Here is a 26,380-nt window from a genome sequence, read left to right as displayed (position 1 = left end):
GCCTGATAGGCGAGCGGCGGAAACTCGATCAGAGCCTCGGTTCGCACTTCGGTTGGAATTTCATCCGGGAGTCCATCGATGAAAGCCACCGCGACGGACAAGACAGCCTGCGGCCGGCGAGCGCCCCTGCAATGAGTATATGCTGCGCCAGATCCCTTTGACGAAGCGCTACCCCCAGGGTCGTCGTTCAAGCCAGGCCATCGCGATTTCCGGATCGACGCCGGATACTTCGATGAGGCGATCCGGATCGATTATTCGCAGACGCCGGTAGTGGAACTGGACGATTCCTTCCTTGCGCAGCGCGCTGAGAACACGGTTCACGTGAACGAAGGTCAAGCCGGTGGCGTCGCCGATTTGCTCCTGGGTAAGCGGCAGCACCATTTCCTCGCTGCGATGTCCTGGCCATTGTGCACGGTAACGTGTGAACAATTCAAGGAGCAGATGAGCGACCCGTTCGCGCGCTGAACGCCGACCTATGCTGGTGAGATGATCGAAAGCCAGATTGCAGTCGTGTGCAAGTGAGCGCGCCAGGCGCATGGTAATGTCGGGGTCTGCACGCGAATGCGACGTCAGGACAGAGGTCGGAATGACCGATACCACGACGTCGGTCAGGGCTTGAGCACCGACGGTTGCGGGCGCGCTCCTCGATGAACGGACACCCAGAACCGCGCCCGGCAGGGCGAATTGGACAATCTGCCGTCTGCCGTCCTCCAGCAATGTGTAGATGGCTACCCATCCGTCGAGAAGGTTGAAGATGGCCTTTCCGTCGAATCCTATGCTGAACAGATCCCGGCCGGCTTCGACGCGTCGGTCGCCATTGCGGTAGTTGGGAATCAGTCTGTGTGCGTCGACTGGCAAGGCAACGGTGTGCGCCTCACTGTCATTGTCCTGTTTGTGACGTCCTCGTCGTTTGGTCACCTCGTCGGCCTGCATGGCCGTCTTGTGGAGGGACACGGTAATGGGGAAATTTGGTAAGGGTGGTACATTCCGTGCGTTCTCAGCGGTTTCCCAATGGTCGCAACGGAGCGACCGGGATGTCTCTCCTGATAAAGACGCTTGATGCCAGCTCACATTACACCTCCCGGGCTCCTGGCCCGTTGCGGCGGCCGCGCTTGCGCAGCCAATCAATAGATCATTGATGGACCGAGCCTTCGGCGCGATAAGCGCGAAGCGATCGGCAAGGCACATTATGGTCGTGTTGCCGTTCACGCCGGTCTGACGGGCGTGGCTGACGATCGACCTGAATGGCCTTAGATGAGCTGATATCGGGGGATAGGCGGATCGCGGCCGAAGATGATCGAGCGCAAGCAATCCTGGCGCGAAACCCAAGTGCGCGAAGACGTGGGTAGGAAGCGCGAGAAACCCAGGGACTGTGCTGATAGGGATACAACACAGGGTGCGCATATGGCGCTGCAACAACCTGAACCCGAGACGCAATCGTCGTCGTCCGCCATGGCGACCTTTAGCAATGAGGTAGCCTGATGTCTCTCCGAAACGCTCGGTGTCGATTGACCGACGTGCGCCATCGATGGTTCGGCTTGTGCGAGGACAGCGATCACACTAACAATCAGCAGTGCCAGATACCGAAGCATAAAATCGAATTCTCGGCGGTTCACAGGTCGCGCACCCTCGCTCCGCATGCACCTGGACTGGTTCTCTGCACACGAGACGAGAAAGCTACCTTTGCATCTCACTACATTGTTTGCAAGACCGCTTTGATCCAGATCAACACGCCAACTGGAATCCGTCGCTATAGCGTGCCTCGTTATCCCTACCGCGAATACGTGACGGGCTGGCCGCCCATGCTACCCGCCATGCTTGATCGAGATTAAAGAGCGAGCGGCAAAATGATGCTCCTCTCATCGTCACAGAATCCTCCCGCGGGATGGAAATGTCATCGATAGCCTCTGTACCGGCAGATCGAAAACGCATCATCGGCGTGCTCATCGTGCGCACGCGCAGAAGAACCATGCTCAGCCCCTTCTTCGCGAAATCCGAGGGACTGCTGCTGATCGACCCCGCCACTGGCGCGCGTGATTTTCGGCGGAACCCGCAACGCACCACCGCGGCCACCTACGACCTCATCGTCGGAAGCGGAGCTACTCATCTCGTATGCGGCTTTATCGCGGACTCAGAGCGGAATCGCCTTCGAATGCAGGGTATTGATGTTCGGATCGGATCATGCGCTCGCTCGATCGGTACGTTGGTCCGCGGGTTCGAAGACTTGCCTCCAGCTTAATTTGAGTTTCAGCCTGGCATATTGGGGGTGAATTCTGCGCGAGGGCGGCAAGCCAATGGCTAGAACGAAGAGCAACCGACTGGCTTTCGGAAACGAGGCATCGCCTGGTTCGCCGGGAAGCAATCTGAAACTTAACTCACATCAAAGATTCCAGACATCTGTCGCAGCATCATCCGGGGTAAGAAGAGCACCTTCCTGCGGACTGGCCTTAACATTCGACCGGCATCGCGGAGCCATCGGCGTGTTCAAACTGTCGGATGAAGCACCATGGAAACAAACCGAGACCAATTGCATAAAGACGAGAACCCGGGGCGGCGTTTCAGCGCGGCCAACATCGCCCTTTACGGCTTCCTCGCAATCGCGGGATTTTATCTCCTCACGGAACACCGCGCGCACTTGCTCGGCTGGCTGCCCTGGCTGCTGATCCTTGCCTGCCCCCTCCTGCATGTCTTCATGCACGGCAAACATGGCGGACATAGTGGGCATGGCGGCGGCGGCGACCGCTCGTCCGCGCGACAGCAGTCGCCGCATCAGCACTGAAATTCCATCTAGGAGCGCGCCATGCAAGACGACATTCCCGCGTACGGCCTGTGGTCCCTCGTCATCCTCAACTCGATCGTCTTCATCTTCTTCGCGTTCAGCTTCTTCAAGCCATCCACGCCGCGGGACTGGCGATCCTTCGGCGCCTTCAGTGCTTTCATCGTGGCGCTGTTCACGGAAATGTACGGTTTCCCCCTGACGATCTACCTGCTCTCCGGCTGGTTGCAGTCCCGCTATCCGGGCGTCAACTGGCTCTCCCACGACGCGGGTCACCTGCTCGAGGAGCTGTTCGGCTGGCGCTCAAATCCCCATTTCGGTCCGTTCCACCTGCTGAGTTTTGTCTTCATCGGCGGCGGCTTTGTCCTCATCTCGGCCGGGTGGAAGATGCTCTACGAAGCGCAACGCAAGCGCACGCTCGCCACCTCGGGGGTGTATTCCTGGGTTCGGCATCCACAATATGTCGGCTTCGTTCTGGTCATGTTCGGCTTCCTGCTGCAGTGGCCAACCCTGCTCACACTTGCGATGTTCCCCGTCCTGGTCTTCATGTATTGGCGCCTTTCCAAACACGAAGAACGCGAGTCGCTTGCCGAATTCGGCGACGCCTATGCGCGCTATATGCGGGAAGTGCCGGCATTCATTCCCCGCCTGTCGGCGCGACGCGCCAAAGCGAGCGGGTGATCAAGATGGCGGGCGACTGTTCGTCTTTCTATCGATCATGGCTTTATCGCTCACCCTTTTCAACCCACGTTAAAGTCTGCGGCGGGATCGCACGCTTTCTAGTCGGGATATACCAACGTTGACTAGAAAGCCCCGTCATGGATACCCTTGTTTTCAAAACCCTTCGTCGCCTCGTCAAAACCGGAACTCTCACGATAACAACCGCCAACGGGGTCACCAGGAGCTTCGGTGACGGGGCCGGTCCGGCGGTGGCAGTGCGGTTCAGAACCGCCGCGGCGCAGCGTCGGGTTCTGCTCGATCCCGAGTTGCGGCTTGGCGAAGCCTTCGTCGACGGCGACCTTATCATCGAACAGGGTACCATCACGGAGGTGCTCGAGCTGCTTCTGTCCCAGGACCAGAACGACGCGGCGACGATCACGACAAAGATACTCTCCCGCTTGCGTTTTGCTCTCCGGCAGCGGGTGCAGAAAAACGGTCGTCAGAAATCCAGGCGAAACGTTGCTCATCACTACGATCTCAGCAGCAAGCTCTACAAACTCTTCCTCGATGAGGACATGCAGTACAGCTGCGCCTATTTCGAAAGAGCAGACATGTCTTTGGATGAGGCGCAGCAGGCCAAGAAGCGCCACATTGCCGCGAAGCTCCTGCCTGGTCGTCATGCGCGCGTGCTCGACATCGGCTGCGGCTGGGGCGGTCTGGCGCTCTACCTGGCTGAGGCTTTCGACGCCCATGTCACCGGGATCACGCTTTCGAGCGAACAACTCGAATTTGCCAGGGGGCGGGCAGCGGCGGCTTCAGATCCGGCGCGTCTGGAATTCCGATCGCAGGACTACAGGGACGTGAACGAACGTTTCGACCGAATCGTGTCAGTGGGTATGTTCGAACATGTCGGCGTCAATCACTACGATGAGTTCTTCCGAAAATGCCGCGATCTGCTCGATGATGAAGGCATTTTCGTGCTGCACTCGATCGGCCGCTCCGATCCGCCGGGTTTCACCAACCCGTGGATCGCCAGATACATTTTCCCGGGCGGATACATACCGGCTCTTTCCGAGGTCCTGCCGGCGATCGAGCGGGCGGGGCTCGTGGTCACCGATGTCGAGATCCTGCGCCTTCACTATGCCGAAACGCTCAGACATTGGCGCGAGCGATTTCTCGCCCGCCGCACTGAGGCGGTCGATCTCTTCGATGAGCGCTTTGCGCGCTTGTGGGAGTATTATCTCGGCGTCTCGGAACTCGCTTTCCGCTATCAGGGGATGATGGTGTTCCAGATCCAGATCGCCAGGCGACAGGACGCCGTCCCGCTGACGCGGGGTTATATCGAGCGGGAAGAGCGTCGCTTGCAGGCGGTCAGTACCACACAGCCGGAATGTGAGTCGGCACAGGAACACTCATGCGTGGCGGTCGGCTGAAAAGCCATTGCCTCGCCGTAAACGGCTGCTTGTGCCCCCTTGATCCAGTTCATCTTTTGTCGCGCGCTTCGCTGATCATAACGCGAGCCAGTCACACACAATGCGAGGAATACGCCGATTGAGCAAAAAGGCCGCTGTCATGGAGAAGATTGCGATCGCGCCGAAATGCCAAAGCAGGACCATCGCGCCGGTGTCCAGGCCATGAAACAGATTGAGCATGGTTGCAGGCAGGGAAAAGGCTGACAGAGCGGCGACCGTGATGGTCGGCCCCCTCCACAGGATCAGGCCGATCCCGCCGAGGCCAAGCATCGCGAAGAAGATCGGAATTCCGACGATCCCGATAACGAGCGGGCATTGTGGACTCGTCTCGAAGGCGAAAGCACGCCAACCCTCCCGGGAGACGTCGAGGGCGATGCTGGTAAATTCCGACACGAGCCAGAGCCCCAGGACGATCAGGGGCAGGAGGAGCCAGGACCGGGATAGCGGTGAGATGCGCACGATCAAAAGCGCCAGCACACCGGTGATAAAGATCATCGCCGAGGTCGCAACTGAGGTGACAAACATACCGTCCGCCAATCGAGTGGCGAGATCGGCACGAAGCGGCCGCGCCAAGAGGAGCGCCGGCACCACGATCGCAAGGATGACGACCACCCAGAGCCGGCGGGTCCGGATTCGGCTTTCAACGTGTCGCGGCCTGATATCCGCCGCAAGCCTGTCGATCAGATCTTCCGTTCGTAGTCGCCGCCGCGTCATCGTCAGTTTCCACTGAAAGCCGCGCCCATCGCCGGCTGATACTCCAGGGCGGGTGGTTCAGATGAAGGGCCGCCGCACGAGGGTTCGATGTGTCATTCGCAGGAGAACGGCAAATTGTTACCTTTGCCACACTTTCCGATCCGAATTCGAACAGATTGAAATGGGCGTTGCTGCAGCAAAGGCCTGACGCCTGTTTGTCGCTTTATTGGACGTGATCACTGGAGAATGTCACCGAGATCGGCCGCGAACGTCCCGGAACAGTGATCTCGACGGCGATGGCGTAGCGATCGTTTCCCGAGAGAGTGACAAAACCACCGTAGGTGATCGTGTTCTCGATTTTCATCGGCTCGAGCTGGATGGTTTGCTGGCCAACGTGACCCAGGCCGCTGATGGTTGCGGACACGCTCGCGTTCTGCACGCGTGCGCCTGTCTGGTCGTCGAAAACGGCGACGACGAGGTGTTGCTGATGCGGCGCGGTTCCAGGCCCGCCGTGCATTGTGCTTTCCGGGTGACCGCTCGGATGACCCCGGACGACAGGAGCCGGGACGATGCCAAGGTAAACGGCAAGGCCGCCGGCTTTCTGATAGCCATCGTTTGCCATTGCGGTGCCGATCGCGAGCATCATTGCGATCAGCACACCAGAGCTACGCAGCCATGCCCTTACCGCCATGTGATCTACTCCGACAGCGAACTTCCGTGAGGCTCCGCGACCCTTGCGGGGTTTGATGCCCGTGGTCAGTTCCGCATCTATTCGCCGCGCTGCCGCAGCCACTGACGCATATCATCGATTTCGGTCTGCTGCGCCGTGATAGTCTGCTGCGCCCAGGCTCTGGTCTGCTGGTCGGACCCAAGCTCGAGAACGGCCCGGGCCATATCGATGGCGGCCTGATGATGCGGGATCATCCCTTTGACGAATGCGACATCCGGATCCGTCGACTGCATCGCTTCCATCATCGGTGCGTGCATGCCCATCATGGCGCGCATGTAGGCCTGCGAGGCTTGCGGCAGCGATGCCAGGCAGGCCGACATGTGGTCGCCCATCATGACGTCCATCATCTCCATCATCGGCGCGCATTGTTGCGGCACGCTCAGGGTTGCTGAGGGAGGCTGTTCGCCCCCCGATCGGTTGTCATGGTGCGCATCATTCTGGGCGAATGCCACTGCCGGTGCGAACACCAGCACAAGTGCCAGCATCGTTCTCGTCTTGCACTGCATGTCGAGCCTCCTTGCTACTGCGATCGGCCGCGCATCTGCATTCCATGCATATGTGTCGACCGGATCCGTTGTGCCGCTGCCGTGTAGATCCACGATTGCGTCCAATCGATATGTGGCTCAGCATAGGCCGATGTGCGGCAGGCGAACTTAACTTCGATCAAGGAATGGTGGGCGCTTCGACCAAAAGATCACCGATATGGTCTTCGAGCGACCGCGTTTGCCTTCTCTGCGCACGACGTGGGTGGCCATCCGCGGATTCCCGACACGCTCAGGTTCAAACACGATCGCCTCCCCAGCTTAGCCAGGGTGACGGTGACAACACGCAAGAAGGGGGGGTGTACCATGAGCATCGCATCGTCGGCGACCGAAGCAAGGAAATGGCGGTTTCCAACCGCCTACACCATTCTGTTCGGACTTATCGTGCTCGTCGCAGCGCTGACCTGGATCATTCCAGCCGGCCAGTACCAACGAGTGCAAAACCCCGCACTGGACCGCGAAGTTCCAGTTGCCGGTACATATAGCGTGAGCGAGGCGAACCCGCAGGACGTGTTCGACGTCATCATGGCCCCGATCGGCGGGCTCTACGACCCCGTGACCAATGCGGCTAATGCCATCGACGTTGCGCTCTTCGTGCTCATCATCGGCGGGTTCATCGGTGTCGTCGCCTCCACCGGAGCAATCAACTCCGGGATCAGCAGTGCCATGAGGTCACTCAAGGGCCGCGAGAAGTGGATGATCCCGGTGCTGATGGCGCTGTTCGCCTTCGGCGGCACCACGTACGGCATGGCTGAGGAGACGCTTGCCTTCTATGCGCTCCTGATCCCGATCATGATCGCGGCGCGGTACGATGCCGTGACCGCGGTGGCGATCATCCTGCTCGGTGCGGGCGTCGGCGTGTTGGGCTCCACGGTCAACGCCTTTGCCACAGTCATTGCGTCCGACGCTGCGGGTATTCCCTTCACCCAGGGAATCGTGCTGCGCTTCGTCATTTTGGGGCTCTCCTGGCTCGCCTGCGTCATCTATGTCATGCGTTATGCCGAGCGCGTCCGGATCGACCCCAGCCGCTCGCTCGTCTATGATCGCAAGGCGGACAACGAGGCGCATTTTCTTGCCGCACATGGCGGCGAGGCACTTGAATTTACCGGCCTGCACAAGGTCGTGCTTGTGATGTTCGCACTCACCTTCCTGGTCATGATCTGGGGCGTGCTGCGGGCCGGATGGTGGATGGGCCAGATGAGCGGCCTTTTCCTGGCCTCGGCAATCCTCATTGGCCTGATCGCGCGTCCTGGCGAGGAGAAATTCGTTGACGCCTTCGTCAACGGGGCGCGCGACCTTCTGGGTGTGGCGCTGATCATCGGCCTCGCGCGCGGCATCGTCGTGATCATGGATGCCGGAAAGATAACCGATACGATCCTGCACTGGGCTGAACTCAAGGTTGCGGGACTGGGAGAGGTCGCGTTCATCAACGTGATCTACTGGATCAATGTCCTACTCTCCTTCTTCGTGCCGTCTTCCTCCGGGCTGGCCGTTCTGTCGATGCCGATCATGGCACCCGTCGCGGACTTCGCAGGGGTCGGTCGCAACCTCGTCGTCACCGCCTATCAATCGGCCAACGGCCTGGTGAACCTGATCAACCCGACATTTGCCGTGGTGATGGGCGCGCTCGCCATCGGCCGCGTCCCCTATGAGCGCTGGCTCCGATTCATGGCGCCGCTGCTCCTCATACTCACCGTCATCATCATGGCCAGCCTCAGCGCAGCCGTGCTGCTCGCTGCCTGAAGGAGAACCAGGATGACCATTACCTACGGCGTTCATTCCGAGGTCGGCAAGCTCAGACGCGTTCTGGTCGACCGGCCGGGCGCAGCCCTTACCCGCCTGACCCCTGGCAATTGTCACGAACTGCTCTTCGACGACGTTATCTGGGTCAAGCAAGCCCGTGTCGAGCACATGACGTTCGTCGATGCGATCCGCCATCGCGGCAGCGAAGTCGTCTTCCTGCGCGAGGCGTTGGCGCAGACGATGCAGGACATGGAGGCGCGCCGCTGGTTGTTGGAGCGGCGGGTCAACGTGAACACTGTGGGTGTCGGGCTTGCCGACGATCTCAGCGCCCACCTGATGGAAATCAATTCCGACGATCTGTCGCTCATCCTCATGGGCGGCATGAGCAGGGCGGAACTGCCGGTCGCGCCAACCGGCGTGCTGGCGTCGGTCCTGCGGCCGCAGGATTTCTTGCTTCCCCCGCTCCCGAACCATTTGTTTACGCGCGACACGACGTGCTGGATCTATGGCGGTGTCACGCTCAACCCCATGCGCTGGAATGCCCGCAAGCTCGAGACGGTGAACATTGCCGCCGTCTATCGTTTTCATCCGGACTTTCGCGATGCCGGCTTTCCTGTCTGGTGGGGCGACCCGGATGAGGACTACGGACTGGCTACCGCAGAGGGCGGAGACGTCATGCCGCTTGGAAACGGCCTCGTGCTGATAGGTATGGGAGAGCGCACCACGCCGCAGGCCGTGGGGCAGATCGCGCGCGCCCTGTTCGCCAAAGGGGCCGCCGAGCGCGTCATCGCGTGCAAACTGCCCGTCGAGCGCGCCTCCATGCATCTCGATACCGTGTTTACCTTTTGCGATCGCGACCTGGTGACGTTGTTTTCGGACGTTGTGGACGGCATCACCGCCTACTCGCTGCGGCCGGGTGCGAAGGCCGGGGAAATCGACGTGCGGCAGGAGACGGGCCATCTTACGGAGGTTGTGGCGCGGGCGCTCAGCCTCAAGAAGCTGCGGGTGGTGCAGACTGGCGGTGATGCCTATGTGGCCGAGCGCGAGCAATGGGACGACGGAAACAATGTCGTCGCCCTCGAGCCTGGCGTGGTCGTTGCCTATGACCGCAACACCTATACCAACACGCAACTGCGCAAGGCTGGCGTGGAGGTCATCACGGTGCCCGGCGCCGAGCTCGGCCGCGGCCGAGGCGGCGGCCATTGCATGACTTGTCCGCTGATCCGCGATCCGATCTAGGGAGGAAAGAATGCCCGTCAATCTTGTCGGCCGCAGCGTGCTCAAGCTATTCGATTTTTCACCGGACGAAATCCGTTTTCTGCTGCGGCTCTCCGCATCGCTCAAACAGGCCAAGTATGGCGGTTACGAACAGCAACGGCTCAAAGGAAAGAACATCGCGCTGATCTTCGAGAAGGATTCAACGCGTACCAGGACCGGCTTCGAGGTCGCCGCCTACGATCAGGGTGCGCATGTCACCTATCTCGGCCCGTCAGGAACGCAGATCGGCAAGAAGGAGTCGATGAAGGATACCGCCCGGGTGCTTGGACGCATGTATGATGGTATCGAGTATCGCGGCTTTGGCCAGGTACAGGCCGAGACACTCGCCGCTCATGCCGGCGTGCCTGTCTATAATGGCCTGACGGACGAGTTCCATCCGACGCAGATTCTCGCCGATTTTCTGACCATGCGCGAGTACACGCGCAAGCACCTGTCGCAACTCTCCTTCTGCTTCCTCGGCGATGCCGGCAACAATATGGGCAATTCGCTCCTCACCGGAGCGACGTTGATCGGCATGGACGTGCGGCTTGGTGCGCCGAAGACGTGTTGGCCGGACGAGGCGTTGGTCGATCAATGCCGGGCCGTGGCGGAGAAGACCGGAGCACGGATTACGCTCACGGAGGATCCTCAGGAAGCGTCGAAAGGGTGCGACTTCGTCTATACCGACGTCTGGGTCTCGATGGGCGAACCGGATTCGGTCTGGGACGAGCGCATCAGGCTTTTGACACCCTACCGCGTCACCGCCGATCTGATGCGCGCCACGGGCAATCCCCACGCCAAGTTCATGCACTGTCTTCCGGCCTTTCACAACCGGGAGACCGAGATCGGTGAGAAGATTTATGAGCAACACGGCATCGACTGCATGGAAGTGACGGAAGAAGTCTTCGAGTCGCATGCTTCCATCGTCTTTGACCAGGCGGAAAACCGCATGCATACAATCAAGGCGATTCTCGTCGCCACATTGGGGGTGTGATCGTGCGGGTCGTTGTTGCGCTGGGCGGCAACGCCCTTCTCAAGCGAGGCGAGCCTATGACGGCGGAGGTGCAGCGCGCCAATGTGCGCAAGGCTGCGGCGGCGCTTGCCGACCTTGCCGCGCATCACGACATCGTCGTGGCGCATGGAAGCGGACCGCAGGTCGGTCTGCTTGCCCTTCAGGCGACGGCGTTGAAGGATGTTGCTCCCTACCCGCTCGACGTCATCAGCGCCGAGAGCATCGGAATGATCGGCTATCTGGTCGAGCAGGAACTGGCCAATGCGCTTCCACAAGGCACAAGGCTGGCGACATTGCTGACCCATATCGAGGTTGACCCGGACGATCCCGCGTTCGGCCGGCCGGAAAAGCCTATCGGTCAGATCTACGATTGGCCAGAAGCCGAGAGCGCGCGCGTTGCGCATGGCTGGGCGATGACAGAAGAGGCTCCCGGGCGGTGGCGGCGAGTGGTGCCGTCACCACTGCCGAAACGCATCGTCCAGATGGAGGTAATCCGCCTGCTGGTCGATGCTGGTGTGGTGACGATCTGCGTCGGTGGTGGTGGTATTCCCGTCGTTCGGGACATCTCGGGCGGCATTCAGGGCGTGGAGGCCGTTATCGACAAGGATCGTGCTGCCGGCCTGCTCGCCGCGGACCTCGCCGCCGATGCATTCCTGATGCTGACCGACGTCGATGCCGTCTATCTCGACTGGGGCACGCCACATCAGCGACCGGTTCGAGCGGCGCAACCGGCCGAGTTGGCGGCTTTTGTGTTTCCGCCCGGGTCCATGGGGCCAAAAGTGGAAGCCGCTTGCCAGTTCGCCGGGACACCCGGCCGGATCGCGGGCATCGGACGCCTGGAAGATGCCCGCGCGATTCTGGAGGGCAAAGCCGGCACGATCGTCAAGTCGGCATAGTGGTTGGCCGGCCACTTCCATTGATCTTTACCACGCACGCCGACGCCGTGCGAAGCCAGAACTTGATCTGGATTAAAGATTCGCGCGCGTTTGGCAGCGAGGTTGCACATCTAAACATTGTCTCTTCCAAAGCCTTGATCAGTGCGGCAGAACCCCTGTAGCCCGCTGTGATGGACGTCTGGACGGGCTCATACGGACGAGGAAAAATGAGTTCACCGCACTCCCATCACGATCACCGCAATCATAACCACCATGCGTCCGGCGAAGCAGCGCAGGAAGCCGGGCAAGTCGCTTCCAGCATTGTTGCTGCGGCAGGGTCCAGCCATTCGGATCACGCCGGCCACGACCACGGCGCCATGGTTGCGGACTTTCGCCGCCGGTTTTGGGTGACCCTCGTGCTTACCCCTCCGGTGCTACTGCTCTCTCCGATGATAAGAGACTGGCTCGGACTCTCGGGCGTGCTCTCCTTCCCAGGCGACGGATGGGTCCTGTTCGCATTGTCGACCATCGCCTACTTCTATGGTGGCTGGCCCTTTCTGACCGGTTTCTTCTCCGAGCTGCGCAAGGGGCGGCCCGGCATGATGACGCTCATCGCGCTGGCGATCTCGGCTGCGTACTTTTTCTCCGCCGCTGTCACGTTCGGTTTTCCGGGCGAAGCGTTCTACTGGGAGCTCGTCACCCTCATCGCCATCATGCTGCTCGGTCACTGGATCGAAATGCGTTCCGTGATGGGCGCGTCGCGCGCCCTGGAAGAGCTCGTTCGCCTCTTGCCCGATAGCGCGACCCGCATCGACGACGACGGCAAGATGCACGAGGTACCGATCTCCGCTCTCAAGCCCGGTGATCGCGTCATCGTCCGCCCGGGCGCCAAGGTTCCGGTCGACGGCGAAATCGTCGAGGGCTCGTCCGGCTTCAACGAGGCGATGCTGACGGGCGAATCGCGTCCCGTCACCAAGACGGTCGGCGCAACGGCGATCGGCGGTGCGATCAACGGCGCCAACGCCGTGACCATCAAAGTGACGAAGACAGGCGATGCGACCTATCTCGCCCAGGTCATCGATCTCGTGAAGAAAGCGCAGGCAACGCGTTCGCGGACACAGGATATCGCCAACAGGGCGGCCGCCTGGCTGACCTACATCGCCCTGGTCGTCGGCTTCGGAACGCTGTTCGTCTGGTGGCTTTGGCTTGGCGCGCCGCTTGAGTTCGCACTGGAACGCATGGTCACCGTGATGGTCGTGGCTTGCCCGCATGCCCTTGGGCTTGCCGTGCCGCTGGTGGTCGCCGTCAGCACATCGCTGAGCGCCAGCAATGGTCTTCTGATCCGTGACCGGGCGGCGTTCGAACGTGCCCGCAATCTTCAAGCAGTCGTTTTGGACAAGACCGGCACACTGACCGAGGGGCGCTTCGGCGTCAGCGACGTCGTGCTGCTCGCGGGTGGCGACGAGAACGCCGAGCTTGCCTTTGCCGCGGCAGCTGAGAGTCAGTCCGAGCACCCGATCGCTCACGGCATCGTGGCTGAAGCGAAACGCAGGAATATCAACATTCAGAAAGCCAGCGAGGTGAGCAATATCACGGGCGAAGGCATCGTCGCGAAGGTCGACGGGCAGGACATTCGCATCGTCAGCCCCGGCCATCTTGCACGACAGGGCAAACCCATCACACATGAAAGGCTGAAGCAGCTCGAAGCGCAGGGCAAAACGGTGGTGGCGCTGGTGCGCAACGGCGAAGCGCGTGCGCTCTTCGCGCTCGCCGACATCGTCCGACCGGAATCGAAAGACGCCATCGCGGAACTCACCCAGCTCGGCATCAAATCGGTCATGTTGACGGGCGACGCAAAGGGCGTAGCCGAGAGCGTGTCGAAGGAACTGGGGATCGCCGAGTACTTCGCGGAGGTGCTGCCCGATCAGAAGTCCGACAAGATCAAGGAGCTTCAGGCTCGGGGCCTCTCGGTGGCAATGGTCGGTGACGGCGTCAACGATGCGCCGGCGCTCGTCCAGGCGGATCTCGGCGTGGCCATTGGAGCCGGCACGGATGTGGCCGTGGAGTCGGCGGATGTCGTGCTCGTCAAGAGCGATCCGCGCGATGTCGCGGCGATCCTCGGTCTGTCACGTGCGACCTACCGAAAGATGGTGCAGAACCTCATCTGGGCAACCGGCTACAATACCATAGCCATCCCTATGGCCGCCGGCATCACGTTCGGCACGGGCTTTCTGATGACGCCGGCCATAGCCGCGGTGTTCATGTCAGCCAGCACCATCATCGTTGCCATCAATGCGCAGTTCCTGCGTTTTTACAGGCGCCAAGGCATGAAGGCCGTTTCATGACAAGCGTCCGCTCTTTGAGCTGCTCGCCAGACCAGCCAGGCCTCAGTCTGTTCCTGGCCGTCACCGTTCCTGACGTCTCAAATGGCACGGGGGATCGGATTCTTGTCGACGAGGCTTACCCTCACGTATCCTCACCGTTGACCTCGCCAGCGATGGCTGGTGCAGGGTGGCCTCGAATGCCCGAAAGATTCGGCCAGCTCTTCGTTCCGCCCGATCTGCGGATGTCGACGATGCCCGATCGCTCGGGCTGCGGGTTGGGCAGCAGGTCGCATCGGCATGGATCTGGCTGAACCCACCCGACTGAGCTGGAGCGCGCTCTCAGCGGTCCTCGTCGCGATGTTCGCGATCACCGTCGGCTATGGTGTCGCGTTGCCGATCCTGCCCTTCCTGATCGAGCAGATCGCCGGCAGGAGCACGCCGAAGGCTCTTTCATGGCACACGGGGCTGCTGACGGGCGTCTACATCATTGCGATCTTCGTCGGCGCGCCGGTCTGGGGACGCATTTCCGATCGCTGTGGCCGCAAGCCGATCATCCTGATGGGCCTTCTGGGTTTTGCCGCGACCTCCGGATTGTTCGCCATCACAGCAAGCCTGCCTCTTCTCTATCTCGGCCGCTTTCTTGCCGGGTTCTTCGCCGCCGCCATCACCCCGGTCGCGTATGCGCTGATCGGCGACTATGCCCCGTCGAAAGAATGGCGCGCCCATCGCTTCGCGCTGATCAACATCGCTGGAACCGCCGGCTTCTTCATCGGGCCTTTGCTCGGGGGGCTGGCGGTGCGTGTCGCTGGAAGCCTCTGGACACTCCCTCCCGACAGCTCGCTGGCAATGCCATTGCTAACGGCGACAGGCCTGGCCGTGATCGCGGCCGTGTTGGTGCTTTTCCTCCTTCCCTCCGGAACGCGGCGCGAGAGCGGCGATGCACCAACGGACGCCACACAGCTCGAACGGCGGGCGATGCTGCGGCTTCTGGCGATCGCGCTGGTGACGGCGCTCGCGATCGGCGTTTTCGAAGTCGGACTGGCGCTGCGCGGCAAGGTCCTCGGCCTAGATGCCGCACATATCGGCATCATGTTCGCCGAATGCAGCCTCGTGATGGCGGTCGTCCAGGCCCTGGTGTTCTCGCCTCTCATCAAGCCGGAGCTCACGCGCTGGTTCATCGCGCCTGGTTTGGCGACGCTTGCCATCGGGCTGGTCGTCGTTTCGGTCGTTAGTACCTCGGTCTTGATGTCGGTCGCCGTCGCGCTGGTGGCCGCGAGTGCCGGCATGCTGTCTCCGGTCGCAACCTACTGGGCGTCGTTTGGCATCCCGACCAGCCAGGGAGCGCAACTCGGCCGCATGACCGCCGCCGCGAGTTTTGGTCAGGCCCTTGGATCAGTCGCAGGCGGCGCGCTGTTCAATCTGCCGATCCTGCCCGATGCGAGCTTCGTCCTCGCCGCGCTGCTTGTTCTGGGGACACTGCTGGCTAGTATCCGGCTGCCCCGGCTCCTGATGCCGGAACCGGCAGCGAGCCGATAACTGCCGGAACAGGAATACGCGCAGTTGCGCGTGTCGTGCGATATGCTTAGACGGCGATCGTCACGATTGGCGGGCGAGCATGGCTTTGAAACGATAAAGGGCAATCGCGACGAAGCCCGCGCCAAGGCCCGCCATGATCAGAAGATCGCGCCAGACCACATCGAGACCGGCGCCGCGGTAGAGTACAGCTTGTGCGAAACGCACGAAATGCGTGGACGGCGAAAGGTCCATAATCAGCTGCAGGGCTCGGGGCATGCTCTCGAACGGCGTGAAGGAGCCGGACAGCAGGAACATGAGCACGAAGACCGGGATGGAGAGCAGCGCAAATTGCGGCATGGAGTTCGCGACCGTGGCGAGGAGGATGCCAAGCGACGTCACGGCGAAGAGATAAATGGCCGTTCCGGCAAGAAACAGTTCGATCGAGCCGACGATCTGTGTGCGCAGGACAACCTCGACCACGACGTGAAGCGAGAACGCGGCTGCCAGCAATATGACCAGCCCGTTTGCCCAGATCTTGCCGGCGATGATCTCGCTGGCGCTCACCGGCATAACCAGAAGATGCTCGATTGTTCCATGCTCCCGTTCCCGCATCACAGCGGCACCGACCAGAATGATGGCGAGGATGGTGACATTGTTGATGACGCCCATGCTGGCCGTGAAGCTGATGGCTTCGAGGTTCGGGTTGAACATCGCGCGGATCACCGGCTTGACGGGGGCGAGCGTCTCGACGGGGGCCTGCTTGAGGAAGCGTGTTGTCTCCTGCGCGACGATCTCCTGGATATAGGCGGTGCCGACGCCGGCCTGTGAGATGCTGGTGGCATCGACATTGACCTGAACGGTCGGGTTGCGGCCGGCGAGAAAATCGGCTTCCAGACCATGCGGAATGTCGAGAACGAACGTGAAAGCGCCCTTGTCCATCAAACCGTCGAGGCTCGAGCGGTCGATCTCGACCGCCGGCCGAAAATAGGGAGGCCGCAGCGCGTCCTTGATCCGGCCCGAGAGGGTCGAGCGATCGCCGTCGATGACGGCCACCTTGGCGTCGTCGACGTCAGTTCGCATCGCTGTCGCTTCGGAATAGACAGCGAAGGTGAAGACGTAGCCGATGAGCACCACCATCACGACATCGCGCGACAGACTGGCGAATTCCTTGACGCCGAGACGGAAGGCGTTTTCGATCCAGCGCGGCATCGCTACGCCCCCTGCTTGCGGATCAAGAGCCGCGCCAGCAGCAGGAATCCAAGCGCGAACGCCGCCAGCACCAGAAGCTCGCGGGCGAACGCTGGCGTTTCGAGACCTTTGGCGAACACGCCGAGGCTGATGGTCTGGAACCAAAGCGGCGGGAAGGACAGGCCCATGATGCGGCCCGGCCCCTCGAGCGAGGAGGCCGGGATCAGGAAGCCCGAATAATGCGCTGCGGTCATCGCCGTCATAATGGCGGTGCCGAAGATCGCGGCGACCTGGGTCGAGACGAAGGCGGAAACGAGAAGCCCGAATGCCGTCGCGGCGTAGACATAGACCAGGGCTGCGAGCGAGAGCGCCAGCAGCGAGCCCTTCGGCACGACGCCCAGCACGCCACCGGCGAAAGCCAGCAGGCTGAGATAGCTCAGGACGCCGATCACAACATAAGGGAGCTGCTTGCCGAGTAGATACTCGCCGACCGTCGCCGGCGACGCATAGACATTCGCGATCGACCCCATCTCCTTTTCCCGCACAACCCCGAGGGCGGTCAGCATCGCCGGGAAGATGATCAGCAGCAGCATGATCGATCCCGGCGTGATCGCGAAGACGGAACGGAAATCCTGATTGTAACGAAAGCGCGGCTCGACCCGCAGCGTCTCGGCCGGCAGTCCGTTGGCGCCACGAGGGGCGCGCGCCAGCATGCCGGCATAGGTCTGAAGCGTGCCAAGAATGTAGGCGCGCGCGGTCTCGGCGGGGAAGGTATTGCCGCCGTCGAGCCAGAAGCCGACCTCGGGCCGGCGGCCTTGCAAGAGGTCGCGGCCGAAGCGGGGCGGGACGTCGATGGCGAATTTCATCTCGCCGGCGCGCAGGCGCCGGTCGATCTCGACATCGTCGTTCAGACGTGCCTGCTCGACGAAGTACCGCGAGTTCGAGAACTGGTCGAGGAACGCCCGGCTTTCCAGAGATTGGTCGCGGTCGAGCGCCGCGTAGCGCAAACCTTCGATATCAAACGATATCCCGTAGCCGAACGCCGCCATGAGCAGCAGCGGACCGATCAGGGCGAAGGCCAGCCGGATGCGATCCCGGCTGAGCTCGAGCGCCTCCCGGCGTGCAAACGTCCAGATCCGCTTCATCGAAGCAAGGCGCGGCGTTTGCGCCACCTCGGCATTGTTGTTCAGCCTCACTGAGGTCGGCTCGACCACGCCGACCGCTTCATCAGTCACGGACGGCTCGCCGGCACCCGTACCCGCCGCATCTTCCAAACAGGCGACGAAGGCATCCTCGAGGCTTGCGGCCTTACGTGCGGCCTGGAGCTCGCGTGGCGCGCCGACCGCCAGCACGCGGCCCGCATGCATGAGAGAGACGCGGTCGCAGCGCTCGGCCTCGTTCATGAAATGCGTCGAGATGAAGATCGTCACTCCGTCGCGGCGCGACATCTCGAGCAGAAGGCTCCAGAAGCGGTCGCGGGCCGCCGGATCGACGCCCGATGTGGGCTCGTCCAGGATCAGGACGTCCGGCCGATGCAGGCACGCCGCCGCCAGCTGAAGGCGCTGGCGCATGCCCAAGGGCAAGGCGTCCGGCAGCATCTCGGCGACATTGCCGAGCTCGAAGCGCGACAAGGCCTCATCGACCCGCTCACCCAGCCCCTTGCCGCCGATGCCGCAGAGTCGACCGTGCAGTTCGAGATTGCCGCGCACGGTCAGCTCTTCGTAAAGCGAAAAAGATTGCGAGACGTAGCCGATTCGCGTCCTCGTCGAGATGTCGCGCGCATCGACCGGCTTGCCCAGGAGCTCGGCATGACCTTCGGTCGCCGGAAGCAGCCCGGTCAACATCTTCATCGTCGTCGTCTTGCCGCAGCCATTGGAGCCGAGGAAGCCGAAGATCTCGCCGCGCTCGATGCGAAAGCTGACATGGTCGACCGCGGTGAAATCGCCAAACCGCATCGTCAGGCCTTCGGCCACGATGGCTGGAGGGCCGCCGTCGGGTTCGAGACGTGGGACGGACGGCGCCGCGCGCACCCCGCGCCGTTCCGGACGCTGTAGCTCGATATAGGCCTGTTCGAGAGTGGTGGCGCCGGTGCGCGCAAGCAGGTCCGTCTGACTTCCTTCAGCGATGATCGCGCCATCGTCGATCGCCACGATTCGATCGAAGGCGCCAGCCTCCTCCATGTAGGCGGTCGCCACGATCACCGTCATGGTCGGCCGCTCGGCCTGGATACGTCCGATCAACGTCCAGAACTGGCGGCGCGACAACGGATCGATCCCGGTCGTCGGTTCGTCCAGAATGAGGAGATCGGGATCATGAACCAGCGCGCAGCACAGCCCGAGCTTCTGCTTCATCCCGCCGGAGAGTTTCCCCGCCGGTCGTTCGGCGAACGGAAACAGCCCCGTGACCCGCATGAGCTCGTCGATCCGTCGACGCCGACCATCGTCCGGCTGGGTGTAGAGCCGGGCGAAAAAGTCGATGTTCTCGTAGACCGACAAGGTCGGATAGAGATTGCGTCCGAGCCCTTGCGGCATATAGGCGATGCGGGGCGCGGCCTCGTTGCGGTGCGCCGCCGAAGCCATGTCGCCGCCCAGCACATTGACCGAACCGCGCTGAATGCGGCGAACCCCCGCGATCAAGCCGAGCAAGGTCGACTTGCCGACCCCATCCGGGCCGACGATGGCGAGCTTGCACCCGGGCAGAACGGTCAGAGCCAGATTGCGAAGAGCGATCACCTTCCCATAGGCATGCTGGACGCCCGACAGGCTGACGGCAGTGGCGGGCTCAGCCTCCATCGGGCAGCCTCGGCGCAAGTTCGGTCGGCCAAAGCGCGTCTGGGGTCACCGGAACATAGGCGTTGCCGGTCATCCCCGCCTTGACATAGCCGCGCTCGGAGGTGACCAGCGCCGGGTCGAGATGCAGCTTGACGCGATACATCAGCTTCTCGCGCTCGTTCGCCGTCTCCACGAATTTCGGTGTGAACTGCGCGTCGGCCGAAACGAACGACACGATCGCCGGCAAGACGTAGCCGCCTGGGCCGTCCAGCACGAGGCGGGCCTGCGAGCCCACCGCCACACGACCGGCGGAGGCCGTCGGAAGATAGATCGTCATATGGGCGTCCGAGAGGTCGAAGACCGTCAATATGCGCCCCCCGGCGCCGACGACCTCGCCGGTTCGGGCGAGACGGTACTCGACGCGGCCGGATACCGGGGCCTTCAACGTCATGTCGGCAATGGCGGCTTCGATCTGGCTGACCTGCGCCTCGGCAACCTCGACCGAGGCCTTGGCGTCCTCAACCGCGGCTTTAGCGGTCTGCAGAGACGCGCTTGAGATGTCGCGTTGCGCCGTGCGGCGATCGAGCTCGGCCTGGGTCGAAGTGTTCGTTCGCATGAGGTTGACGACCCGCTGGAGTTCGATTCGCGCAAGATTGAGTTCAGCCTCGCGCAGGGCAACACTCGCTTGCGCACTGGCGACGCTCTGATGGCTGCGATGGACGGCGGCGCGCGCGGCCGTCAACTGGGCCTGGATCTCGCTCGTATCGAGGCGGGCAAGCACGTCGCCCTTGTTGACGTTCGCGCCCTCGTCGACCAGGACTTCAGCCAGTCGCCCGGCATACTTGCTGGTGATGTCGACCCGCTCGACCTCGATCCTTCCATTCACTCGCGCCAGGCCTGCTGGAACCCGGTTCTGCGTACCGAGCCAATAGACATAGCCGCCGGCCACAGCAGTGCCAACCAACACGGCGATGACGACAACGGATGATCTGCGCACCTTAGATTCCCTTAAACAGCGAGCGCCCGTCGAGCAGGCCTATCCGGCGATTTTCGATCCGCATCATTCGACCAGAGCGAGACCTGGCTTTCGCGGTGCCTCGCGCTCGAGACCCGTGGTCAGCTTGGCGAGCTCGTCGGGGCCGAGCGTCTCGCGCGCAAGAAGCTCGCGCGCACTGGTATCGAGCACGGATCGGTTGCGCTCGAGGATCGCGCGTGCCTTCTGGAAGGCGCTGTCAATCAGGTCTTTCACCATGTGATCGATGGCCTCGGCCGTCTCATCACTATAGGTGCGCGGTCGCCAGGCCGGGGTCTGTCCGACGAGGAAGCTGCCGGTCTCCGGTTCATATGCGACCTGTCCGAGCTCCTTCGACATGCCGAACCGGACCACCATGTTGCGTGCGATGTCCGTCGCCTTGACGAGATCGTCCGCCGCGCCTGTCGAAATCTCGTCGAACACCAGGCTTTCGGCGGCCCGACCGCCAAGCAGCACCGCCATGCGATCCTGCAATTCGGACTGGCTCATGAGGAAGCGATCCTCGGTCGGCCGCTGGAGCGTGTAGCCGAGCGCAGCAATGCCGCGCGGGATGATCGAGACCTTCTGCACCACGTCGGTCTGGGGAAGCGCCATGGCGACGAGCGCATGCCCCATCTCGTGATTGGCGACGATCTGGCGCTCGCGTGGAATGAGAATTCGGCTTTTCTTCTCCAGGCCGGCGACGATACGTTCCACGGCCTGCGTGAAATCGTCGAGCACGGTGGCGCTCGCGCCGCGGCGCGTGGCCACAAGCGCGGCCTCGTTGACCAGATTGGCGAGATCGGCGCCGGTGAAGCCGGGCGTGAGCGCCGCGACCGCCGCGACGTCGAGTTCGGGCGCCACGCTGATCTTCTTCAGATGCACGTTCAGTATGTCGATCCGGCCCTGACGATCGGGGCGGTCGACCAGAACCTGGCGATCGAAGCGACCTGCGCGCAGCAACGCGGGATCGAGAATCTCTGGCCGGTTCGTCGCGGCGAGAACGATAATGCCGACGCTCGGGTCGAAGCCATCCATCTCGGCGAGCAGCTGATTGAGCGTCTGCTCCTTCTCGTCATGTCCACCGCCCGGCATATCGACGCCGCGGGCGCGACCGAGCGCATCGAGTTCGTCGATGAAGACGATGGCCGGGGCCTGCGCGCGCGCCTGCTGGAACAGGTCGCGCACGCGCGAAGCGCCGACACCGACGAACATCTCGACGAATTCGGAACCGGTAATCGAAAAGAAGCGAACCCCCGATTCCCCGGCGACGGCACGCGCGAGGAGCGTCTTGCCGGTTCCGGGCGGACCGACGAGAAGCAGGCCCTTGGGAATGCGCGCGCCGAGCCGGCCATAGGTTGCCGGGTCCTTTAGGAAGCCGACGACTTCGGCGAGCTCCTGCTTGGCTTCATCGACGCCCGCCACATCGGCGAACGTCACCTTCACGGACTTCTCGCCATAGACTTTCGCCCGGCTGCGCCCGATGCTCATCAGGCCGCCATGCTGTCCGGCCATCATCGGCCGCAGCAGGAATATCCAGATCAGCACGAATACCGCAGCCGGCATCAGCCAGGAGAGCAGGTTTTCGAAGAGGCCCGGCGCCGGTTTGCCGGAGAAGGAAATGTTGCGCTTGGTTAGCACGTCGGCGATCTGCGGATCGACGCGAACCGTGGAGAAATGCTGGGGCGCATCCTTCTCGATAGGCGGCTTGTAAGCGCCGGTGATCTCCGTCGGTCCGACCACCAGGTCGGCGACGCCGTCCCTTTCGATCAGCCTCTGGAACTCGCTGTACGGAATGTCCTCGATGTGGCCTTGGCCGACAAGCAGATCCCGGATCAGCAGAACGGCAAAGAAGACCGCAATAAAATACAGGATGTCGAACTTGAAGACCCGCTTCGCGGGCGCCTTGTTCTCATTCTCCATGGGCCGCATTCCCGTACTTCTCTCGCGCGCGACGGCCAATGCGATTTATGTCATCAGCCAGGCGCGTTATGGATCGCCGCGTCTATTGAGCATCAGGATCGACAAGGTTCTCTGCTAAAAGTCACTTGAAGCCTGCTTGGTCGTCAAAATGCGCGCCTGGGAAGGCCGGAACTTTAACTCAGATCAAGATTGCGTCCGGAAAGGTGCTGCCCGGAGCCTTTATGCATCCCTTCGTGCATGACCGGAAATGCCGTTCCCACGCGAGGCCGAGTTGGCACGCAATGGCAAGAACTTAATCTCGATTAAAGAATCGAGCTTCCGTGCGGGCTTTATCTGAGACCTGTCTTCGCCTTTGGGCAAGAAATCATGAGCTGACCGCGCGTCGTGCTGCACGCCGGAACGAGACTGCGAAAGAACGATGATGGCCCCTGCCACAGCCCAGATGACTTCCGTCCCCGTCATCATTGCTCTCCCCGGCAATGAAGCATTTGCGCAAGCACTTGCGAACGCTGGCGCCGGCGAGCTGGGGGCGATCGAGACGCGCAGTTTCCCGGACGGCGAGAGCTATGTCCGCCTCGCGTGCGACGTCGCAGCAAAATCGGTTCTTCTGGTCTCGACGCTCGCTCGCCCCGATGAGGGCTTCCTCCGGCTCGTCTTTCTCGCTGACGCGGCCCGATCGCTCGGCGCCACCGCGGTGACGTTGATCGCTCCATATCTGGCCTATATGCGGCAGGATCGGCGTTTCCGGTCGGGTGAGGCCATCACCTCCCGAACCTTTGCGCGCCTGATCTCGTCCAGCTTCGACCGGCTCGTCACCGTCGATCCGCACCTGCACCGCTATCCGGCGCTGTCCGCGCTCTATGAAATCCCGGCGCTGACGCTGCATGCGGCGCCGCTCCTGGCGGAGTGGATCGCCGCGTCGGTTGCCGATCCGCTGATCATCGGTCCGGACGAGGAAAGCGAGCAATGGGTGTCGGCCATCGCCGCAAAGATCGGCGCGCCGCATGCGGTGCTGCGTAAGATCCGGCATGGCGACCGCGACGTCGAGATCGCGTTTCCCGACCTCTCCTCATCGAGCGGGCTGCAGCCCGTCCTGGTCGACGACATCGCCTCCTCCGGCAATACGCTCATCGAGGCGGCGCGAAAGCTGCCGCCGCTTGGATTCGCACGACCCGACGTCGCTGTCGTGCACGGCATCTTCGCCGGTGATTCCTATACGCGCCTGGCGCCGCTCTGCGGCAGGATCGTCTCCTCCGATTCGGTCAGTCATCCGAGCAACGCGATCGGGCTCGCCCGACTGGTCACGGATGCGCTGGCCATCGCCGACGCTCCCGATCCTGAACTCGTCCGTCATCGACGCCCGCCCGAGCCGCTCGACGACGTCGAACCCGCCGGCATCGATTCCTTTCCCGCCAGCGATCCTCCGTCGTGGACCGGCGGGGTTGAGTGATGCCATCGGCATCGGAAAGCAGACACATCCAGGAAAGGCAGCAGCGCATGGCCGCGACGACGTCCACAGCCTTCGAACACTCCCCAGCATTCGAACATTGGCGTGCCGGCTACGGCCCGATCACGCATAGCGACGAAACCGTCGAGCGCATTCGCGCTCTTGCGCAGTCGCCGAAGCAGAACCCGGACGCGCTTTACCGCCTGCTTGCCGCTGCCGACCGGCTGACCTCCGCCGCGATGTGGACGGTGGTTCACATGACCTATGCCAAGCGCGTCGACCTCTCCGGCGCGTCGCTGCCGCTAGAAGCCTTCAAAGCAACCCCTGAAGGCCATACCGGCGGTTCCCTGAACATGGTGCCGGCCTTTGTCGGCTACCTTGCCGCGAACACGCTCTCGGCCACCACCCGCTCCTGGGTGATGGGACAGGGCCATTGCGTCGCGGCGATCGAGGCGCTCAACGCGCTGACCGGCGACGTTTCGGATGCGCAGAAAGGGCGCTATGACCGGAGCGAGAAAGGGTTGTCCCGGCTCGCCGCCGACTTCTATTCCTATGCTATCAATGCCGAGGGCCGTCCGGCGGTGCCGATCGGCAGCCATGCCGGACCGAACACGGCCGGCGCCATTTCCGAGGGCGGATATCTCGGCTTCGCCGAGGTCCAGTACGTCCATGCCCCGCTACCCGGAGAGAGCCTGGTCGCTTTCGTGAGCGATGGCGCCTTCGAGGAGCAGCGCGGCTCGGACTGGACGGCGCGCTGGTGGCGAGCTGAGGATAGCGGTCTCGTCGTGCCGATCATGATCCTTAACGGCCGACGCATCGAGGAGCGGGCGCAGATTGCGCAGCAGGGCGGCGCCGATTGGCTCGCTGATCATCTCAGGCTCAACGGATTCGATCCGTTCGAGATCGACGGTCGCGATCCCGCGGCCTTCGTCTGGGCGATCCTGACGGCCGAGGAGCGCCTTGGCCGTTTTGCGGGCGATCCCGCCCGCGTCTATCCCGCTCCCATTCCCTACGCCATTGCCAATACCGTGAAAGGCTTCGGCTTTCCAGGCGCTGGCACGAACGCCGCGCACAATCTCCCGCTTGCCGGAAATCCGTCCCGCGACGAGGCCGCGCGAACTGCGTTCAACGAAGCGGCGCGGGTTCTGTTCGTCCCGCAGGAGGAGATCGCCGAGGCCGTTTCAGCAATTGCGGTTCACCAGGAGCAGAAGCGTCCCCCGGAGAGCCGGCATCCGCTGGCGTCGCGCCGGCCGTCTGCGCCGAGCCTGCCGCAGCCGCAATGGACCGACAAAAGCGCGCCGGCCGATTGCGCCATGCATGCGCTCGACCGCTGGTTCGTGAGCCTTGTCAACGCAAATCCGTCGCACAGGGTGCGCGTCGGCAATCCGGACGAACTGCGCTCCAACCACATGGGTGCCACCCTTGACCGCCTCCGCCACCGCGTCAATACGCCCGAAGCCGGCGTCGCCGATGCCGTTGATGGCGCCGTGATCACCGCACTCAACGAGGAAGCGGTCGCCGCCGCGGCCCTTGCGAACAAAGGCGGGATCAACCTCATCGTCAGCTACGAAGCCTTCGCGATGAAGATGCTCGGTGGCCTGCGTCAGGAGATCATCTTCGCGCGCCACCAAAGCACGGTGGGCCAGAGCCCGGGCTGGATTTCCGTGCCGCTCGTAGTTACCTCGCATACCTGGGAGAATTCCAAGAACGAGCAGTCGCATCAGGACCCGACCGTCGGCGAGGCGCTGCTCGGCGAGATGTCGGACACCGCGCGTGTGCTGTTTCCGGTAGACGCCAACAGCGCCGTCGCCACCATGGCCTCGGTATTCGAAGGGCGCGGCCAGGTCGCCTGCGTGATCGTCTCCAAGCGCGACATGCCGCACCGCTTCGACGGGGCGGCCGCCGTCCGTTTTGTCGCCGACGGCGCTGCCCATATCGACGGACAGGTTGACGGCGCCGAGTTGCAGATCGTTGCGATCGGCGCCTACCAGCTCGAAGAGGCGCTCAAGGCGGCGCACCGCCTGAAAGAGCATGGACGGCGGGTGGTGGTGACGGCGATCAGCGAGCCCGGTCGCTTCCGGATTCCCCGCGATCCGATCGAGGCGCGTTTTGTGGCGTCCGACGAGGAGCTCGTGCGCCTCTTCCCGGTCGATGTCCCGCGCCTGATCGTCTCGCACACGCGGCCCGAGCCGATGCTCGGCCTGCTGCGACGGCTCGACAGCGGTCCGAAACACACTGTGGCCCGCGGCTATATCAGCCGGGGCGGCACGCTGGATGCCGCGGGCCTGCTGTTCGCCAATCGTTGCAGTTGGGCGCATCTGATCGATGCCGCCGCACCTTTGGCCGGATGGTCGCGCAACGAATTCCTGACAGTCGCCCAACGCAATGCCATCGATGGGAAAGGCTCGCCCGCCGATCTCACCACTCCTACCAAATGAAG

Annotated in this window: 20 protein-coding genes; 12 read left to right on the top strand and 8 right to left on the bottom strand. The window is 62.6% G+C overall.

The window, feature by feature from the left end; all coding sequences use genetic code 11:
• Positions 1 to 168: 168 nt before the first annotated feature.
• On the bottom strand, positions 169 to 918 hold the full coding sequence (locus ABWW28_RS21245) for a Crp/Fnr family transcriptional regulator (protein ID WP_353391997.1): 750 nt from the start codon (positions 916 to 918) through the stop codon (positions 169 to 171).
• A 973-nt stretch (positions 919 to 1,891) separates the two neighbouring features.
• Here ABWW28_RS21245 and ABWW28_RS21240 point away from each other — a divergent pair.
• From ABWW28_RS21240 to ABWW28_RS21225, 4 genes are all read left to right on the top strand, one after another.
• Positions 1,892 to 2,239: a hypothetical protein gene (locus ABWW28_RS21240; protein ID WP_151683195.1), complete on the top strand. Its 348-nt coding sequence runs from the start codon at positions 1,892 to 1,894 to the stop codon at positions 2,237 to 2,239.
• Between the two features lie 267 nt (positions 2,240 to 2,506).
• Positions 2,507 to 2,779, top strand: coding sequence for a DUF2933 domain-containing protein (locus ABWW28_RS21235; protein WP_077546201.1), 273 nt, complete (start codon positions 2,507 to 2,509; stop codon positions 2,777 to 2,779).
• A gap of 21 nt (positions 2,780 to 2,800) precedes the next feature.
• Complete coding sequence (locus ABWW28_RS21230) at positions 2,801 to 3,457, top strand: methyltransferase family protein (protein ID WP_077546200.1); 657 nt, start codon at positions 2,801 to 2,803, stop codon at positions 3,455 to 3,457.
• A gap of 137 nt (positions 3,458 to 3,594) precedes the next feature.
• Positions 3,595 to 4,869 carry a cyclopropane fatty acid synthase gene (locus ABWW28_RS21225; RefSeq protein ID WP_077546199.1) on the top strand — a complete coding sequence of 425 codons (1,275 nt, stop codon included), beginning with the start codon at positions 3,595 to 3,597 and terminating at the stop codon, positions 4,867 to 4,869.
• Between the two features lie 75 nt (positions 4,870 to 4,944).
• Here the strand turns inward: ABWW28_RS21225 and ABWW28_RS21220 are convergent, their stop codons facing one another.
• From ABWW28_RS21220 to copM, 3 genes are all read right to left on the bottom strand, one after another.
• Positions 4,945 to 5,622, bottom strand: coding sequence for an NrsF family protein (locus tag ABWW28_RS21220; protein ID WP_077546198.1), 678 nt, complete (start codon positions 5,620 to 5,622; stop codon positions 4,945 to 4,947).
• 202 nt (positions 5,623 to 5,824) lie between these two features.
• Positions 5,825 to 6,292 (bottom strand): hypothetical protein, encoded by a 468-nt coding sequence (locus ABWW28_RS21215; RefSeq protein WP_245423431.1) that lies wholly within the window; start codon positions 6,290 to 6,292, stop codon positions 5,825 to 5,827.
• A gap of 77 nt (positions 6,293 to 6,369) precedes the next feature.
• A complete protein-coding gene (gene copM / locus ABWW28_RS21210; RefSeq protein ID WP_077546220.1) occupies positions 6,370 to 6,837 on the bottom strand; it encodes a CopM family metallochaperone in 468 nt (155 codons plus the stop codon).
• A 342-nt stretch (positions 6,838 to 7,179) separates the two neighbouring features.
• On the opposite strand from copM, the gene ABWW28_RS21205 reads away from it, so the two are divergent.
• From ABWW28_RS21205 to ABWW28_RS21180, 6 genes are all read left to right on the top strand, one after another.
• Positions 7,180 to 8,616, top strand: coding sequence for a YfcC family protein (locus ABWW28_RS21205; RefSeq protein WP_353391992.1), 1,437 nt, complete (start codon positions 7,180 to 7,182; stop codon positions 8,614 to 8,616).
• A 12-nt stretch (positions 8,617 to 8,628) separates the two neighbouring features.
• Positions 8,629 to 9,855 (top strand): arginine deiminase, encoded by a 1,227-nt coding sequence (locus tag ABWW28_RS21200; RefSeq protein ID WP_077546195.1) that lies wholly within the window; start codon positions 8,629 to 8,631, stop codon positions 9,853 to 9,855.
• A 10-nt stretch (positions 9,856 to 9,865) separates the two neighbouring features.
• A complete protein-coding gene (gene argF / locus ABWW28_RS21195) occupies positions 9,866 to 10,867 on the top strand; it encodes an ornithine carbamoyltransferase (RefSeq protein WP_353391989.1) in 1,002 nt (333 codons plus the stop codon).
• A gap of 2 nt (positions 10,868 to 10,869) precedes the next feature.
• Positions 10,870 to 11,781, top strand: coding sequence for a carbamate kinase (gene arcC / locus ABWW28_RS21190; protein ID WP_077546219.1), 912 nt, complete (start codon positions 10,870 to 10,872; stop codon positions 11,779 to 11,781).
• Between the two features lie 206 nt (positions 11,782 to 11,987).
• Entirely contained in the window at positions 11,988 to 14,105 is a 2,118-nt protein-coding gene (locus tag ABWW28_RS21185; RefSeq protein ID WP_077546193.1) for a heavy metal translocating P-type ATPase, read from the top strand.
• A gap of 276 nt (positions 14,106 to 14,381) precedes the next feature.
• Positions 14,382 to 15,620, top strand: coding sequence for an MFS transporter (locus ABWW28_RS21180; protein ID WP_077546192.1), 1,239 nt, complete (start codon positions 14,382 to 14,384; stop codon positions 15,618 to 15,620).
• Positions 15,621 to 15,680: 60 nt separating this feature from the next.
• Here ABWW28_RS21180 and ABWW28_RS21175 read toward each other — a convergent pair whose 3' ends face one another.
• From ABWW28_RS21175 to ftsH, 4 genes are all read right to left on the bottom strand, one after another.
• Positions 15,681 to 16,808: an ABC transporter permease gene (locus ABWW28_RS21175; RefSeq protein WP_353391987.1), complete on the bottom strand. Its 1,128-nt coding sequence runs from the start codon at positions 16,806 to 16,808 to the stop codon at positions 15,681 to 15,683.
• Between the two features lie 2 nt (positions 16,809 to 16,810).
• Positions 16,811 to 19,579: a ribosome-associated ATPase/putative transporter RbbA gene (gene rbbA / locus ABWW28_RS21170; protein WP_077546190.1), complete on the bottom strand. Its 2,769-nt coding sequence runs from the start codon at positions 19,577 to 19,579 to the stop codon at positions 16,811 to 16,813.
• Positions 19,569 to 20,555, bottom strand: coding sequence for an HlyD family secretion protein (locus ABWW28_RS21165; RefSeq protein ID WP_077546189.1), 987 nt, complete (start codon positions 20,553 to 20,555; stop codon positions 19,569 to 19,571). The genes rbbA and ABWW28_RS21165 overlap by 11 nt, the downstream gene beginning before the upstream one ends.
• Positions 20,556 to 20,618: 63 nt before the next feature.
• Entirely contained in the window at positions 20,619 to 22,493 is a 1,875-nt protein-coding gene (ftsH, locus tag ABWW28_RS21160; RefSeq protein ID WP_077546188.1) for an ATP-dependent zinc metalloprotease FtsH, read from the bottom strand.
• Between the two features lie 418 nt (positions 22,494 to 22,911).
• Between ftsH and ABWW28_RS21155 the strand changes: the two genes are divergently transcribed.
• Positions 22,912 to 23,943 (top strand): ribose-phosphate pyrophosphokinase, encoded by a 1,032-nt coding sequence (locus tag ABWW28_RS21155; RefSeq protein WP_353391984.1) that lies wholly within the window; start codon positions 22,912 to 22,914, stop codon positions 23,941 to 23,943.
• A gap of 47 nt (positions 23,944 to 23,990) precedes the next feature.
• Positions 23,991 to 26,378 carry a phosphoketolase family protein gene (locus ABWW28_RS21150; protein WP_077546187.1) on the top strand — a complete coding sequence of 796 codons (2,388 nt, stop codon included), beginning with the start codon at positions 23,991 to 23,993 and terminating at the stop codon, positions 26,376 to 26,378.
• Positions 26,379 to 26,380: the final 2 nt, after the last annotated feature.

It is taken from the genome of Brucella sp. NBRC 14130, assembly GCF_040371715.1.
GTDB lineage: Bacteria > Pseudomonadota > Alphaproteobacteria > Rhizobiales > Rhizobiaceae > Brucella > Brucella intermedia.
Note: the sequence above shows the minus strand (reverse complement) of the source record. Positions and strands in the feature narration are given on the sequence as shown.

What these genes read in the sequence shown, in the direction of transcription:
- ABWW28_RS21155 (WP_353391984.1), top strand. Translation starts at nt 22,912, where the DNA reads ATGATGGCCCCTGCCACAGCCCAGATGACTTCCGTCCCCGTCATCATT.
- ABWW28_RS21175 (WP_353391987.1), bottom strand. Translation starts at nt 16,808, where the DNA reads ATGCCGCGCTGGATCGAAAACGCCTTCCGTCTCGGCGTCAAGGAATTC.
- ABWW28_RS21235 (WP_077546201.1), top strand. Translation starts at nt 2,507, where the DNA reads ATGGAAACAAACCGAGACCAATTGCATAAAGACGAGAACCCGGGGCGG.
- ABWW28_RS21230 (WP_077546200.1), top strand. Translation starts at nt 2,801, where the DNA reads ATGCAAGACGACATTCCCGCGTACGGCCTGTGGTCCCTCGTCATCCTC.
- ABWW28_RS21220 (WP_077546198.1), bottom strand. Translation starts at nt 5,622, where the DNA reads ATGACGCGGCGGCGACTACGAACGGAAGATCTGATCGACAGGCTTGCG.
- copM (WP_077546220.1), bottom strand. Translation starts at nt 6,837, where the DNA reads ATGCAGTGCAAGACGAGAACGATGCTGGCACTTGTGCTGGTGTTCGCA.
- rbbA (WP_077546190.1), bottom strand. Translation starts at nt 19,579, where the DNA reads ATGGAGGCTGAGCCCGCCACTGCCGTCAGCCTGTCGGGCGTCCAGCAT.
- ABWW28_RS21215 (WP_245423431.1), bottom strand. Translation starts at nt 6,292, where the DNA reads ATGGCGGTAAGGGCATGGCTGCGTAGCTCTGGTGTGCTGATCGCAATG.
- ABWW28_RS21225 (WP_077546199.1), top strand. Translation starts at nt 3,595, where the DNA reads ATGGATACCCTTGTTTTCAAAACCCTTCGTCGCCTCGTCAAAACCGGA.
- argF (WP_353391989.1), top strand. Translation starts at nt 9,866, where the DNA reads ATGCCCGTCAATCTTGTCGGCCGCAGCGTGCTCAAGCTATTCGATTTT.
- ABWW28_RS21200 (WP_077546195.1), top strand. Translation starts at nt 8,629, where the DNA reads ATGACCATTACCTACGGCGTTCATTCCGAGGTCGGCAAGCTCAGACGC.
- ABWW28_RS21150 (WP_077546187.1), top strand. Translation starts at nt 23,991, where the DNA reads ATGGCCGCGACGACGTCCACAGCCTTCGAACACTCCCCAGCATTCGAA.
- ftsH (WP_077546188.1), bottom strand. Translation starts at nt 22,493, where the DNA reads ATGGAGAATGAGAACAAGGCGCCCGCGAAGCGGGTCTTCAAGTTCGAC.
- ABWW28_RS21240 (WP_151683195.1), top strand. Translation starts at nt 1,892, where the DNA reads ATGTCATCGATAGCCTCTGTACCGGCAGATCGAAAACGCATCATCGGC.
- ABWW28_RS21185 (WP_077546193.1), top strand. Translation starts at nt 11,988, where the DNA reads ATGAGTTCACCGCACTCCCATCACGATCACCGCAATCATAACCACCAT.
- ABWW28_RS21180 (WP_077546192.1), top strand. Translation starts at nt 14,382, where the DNA reads ATGGATCTGGCTGAACCCACCCGACTGAGCTGGAGCGCGCTCTCAGCG.
- ABWW28_RS21205 (WP_353391992.1), top strand. Translation starts at nt 7,180, where the DNA reads ATGAGCATCGCATCGTCGGCGACCGAAGCAAGGAAATGGCGGTTTCCA.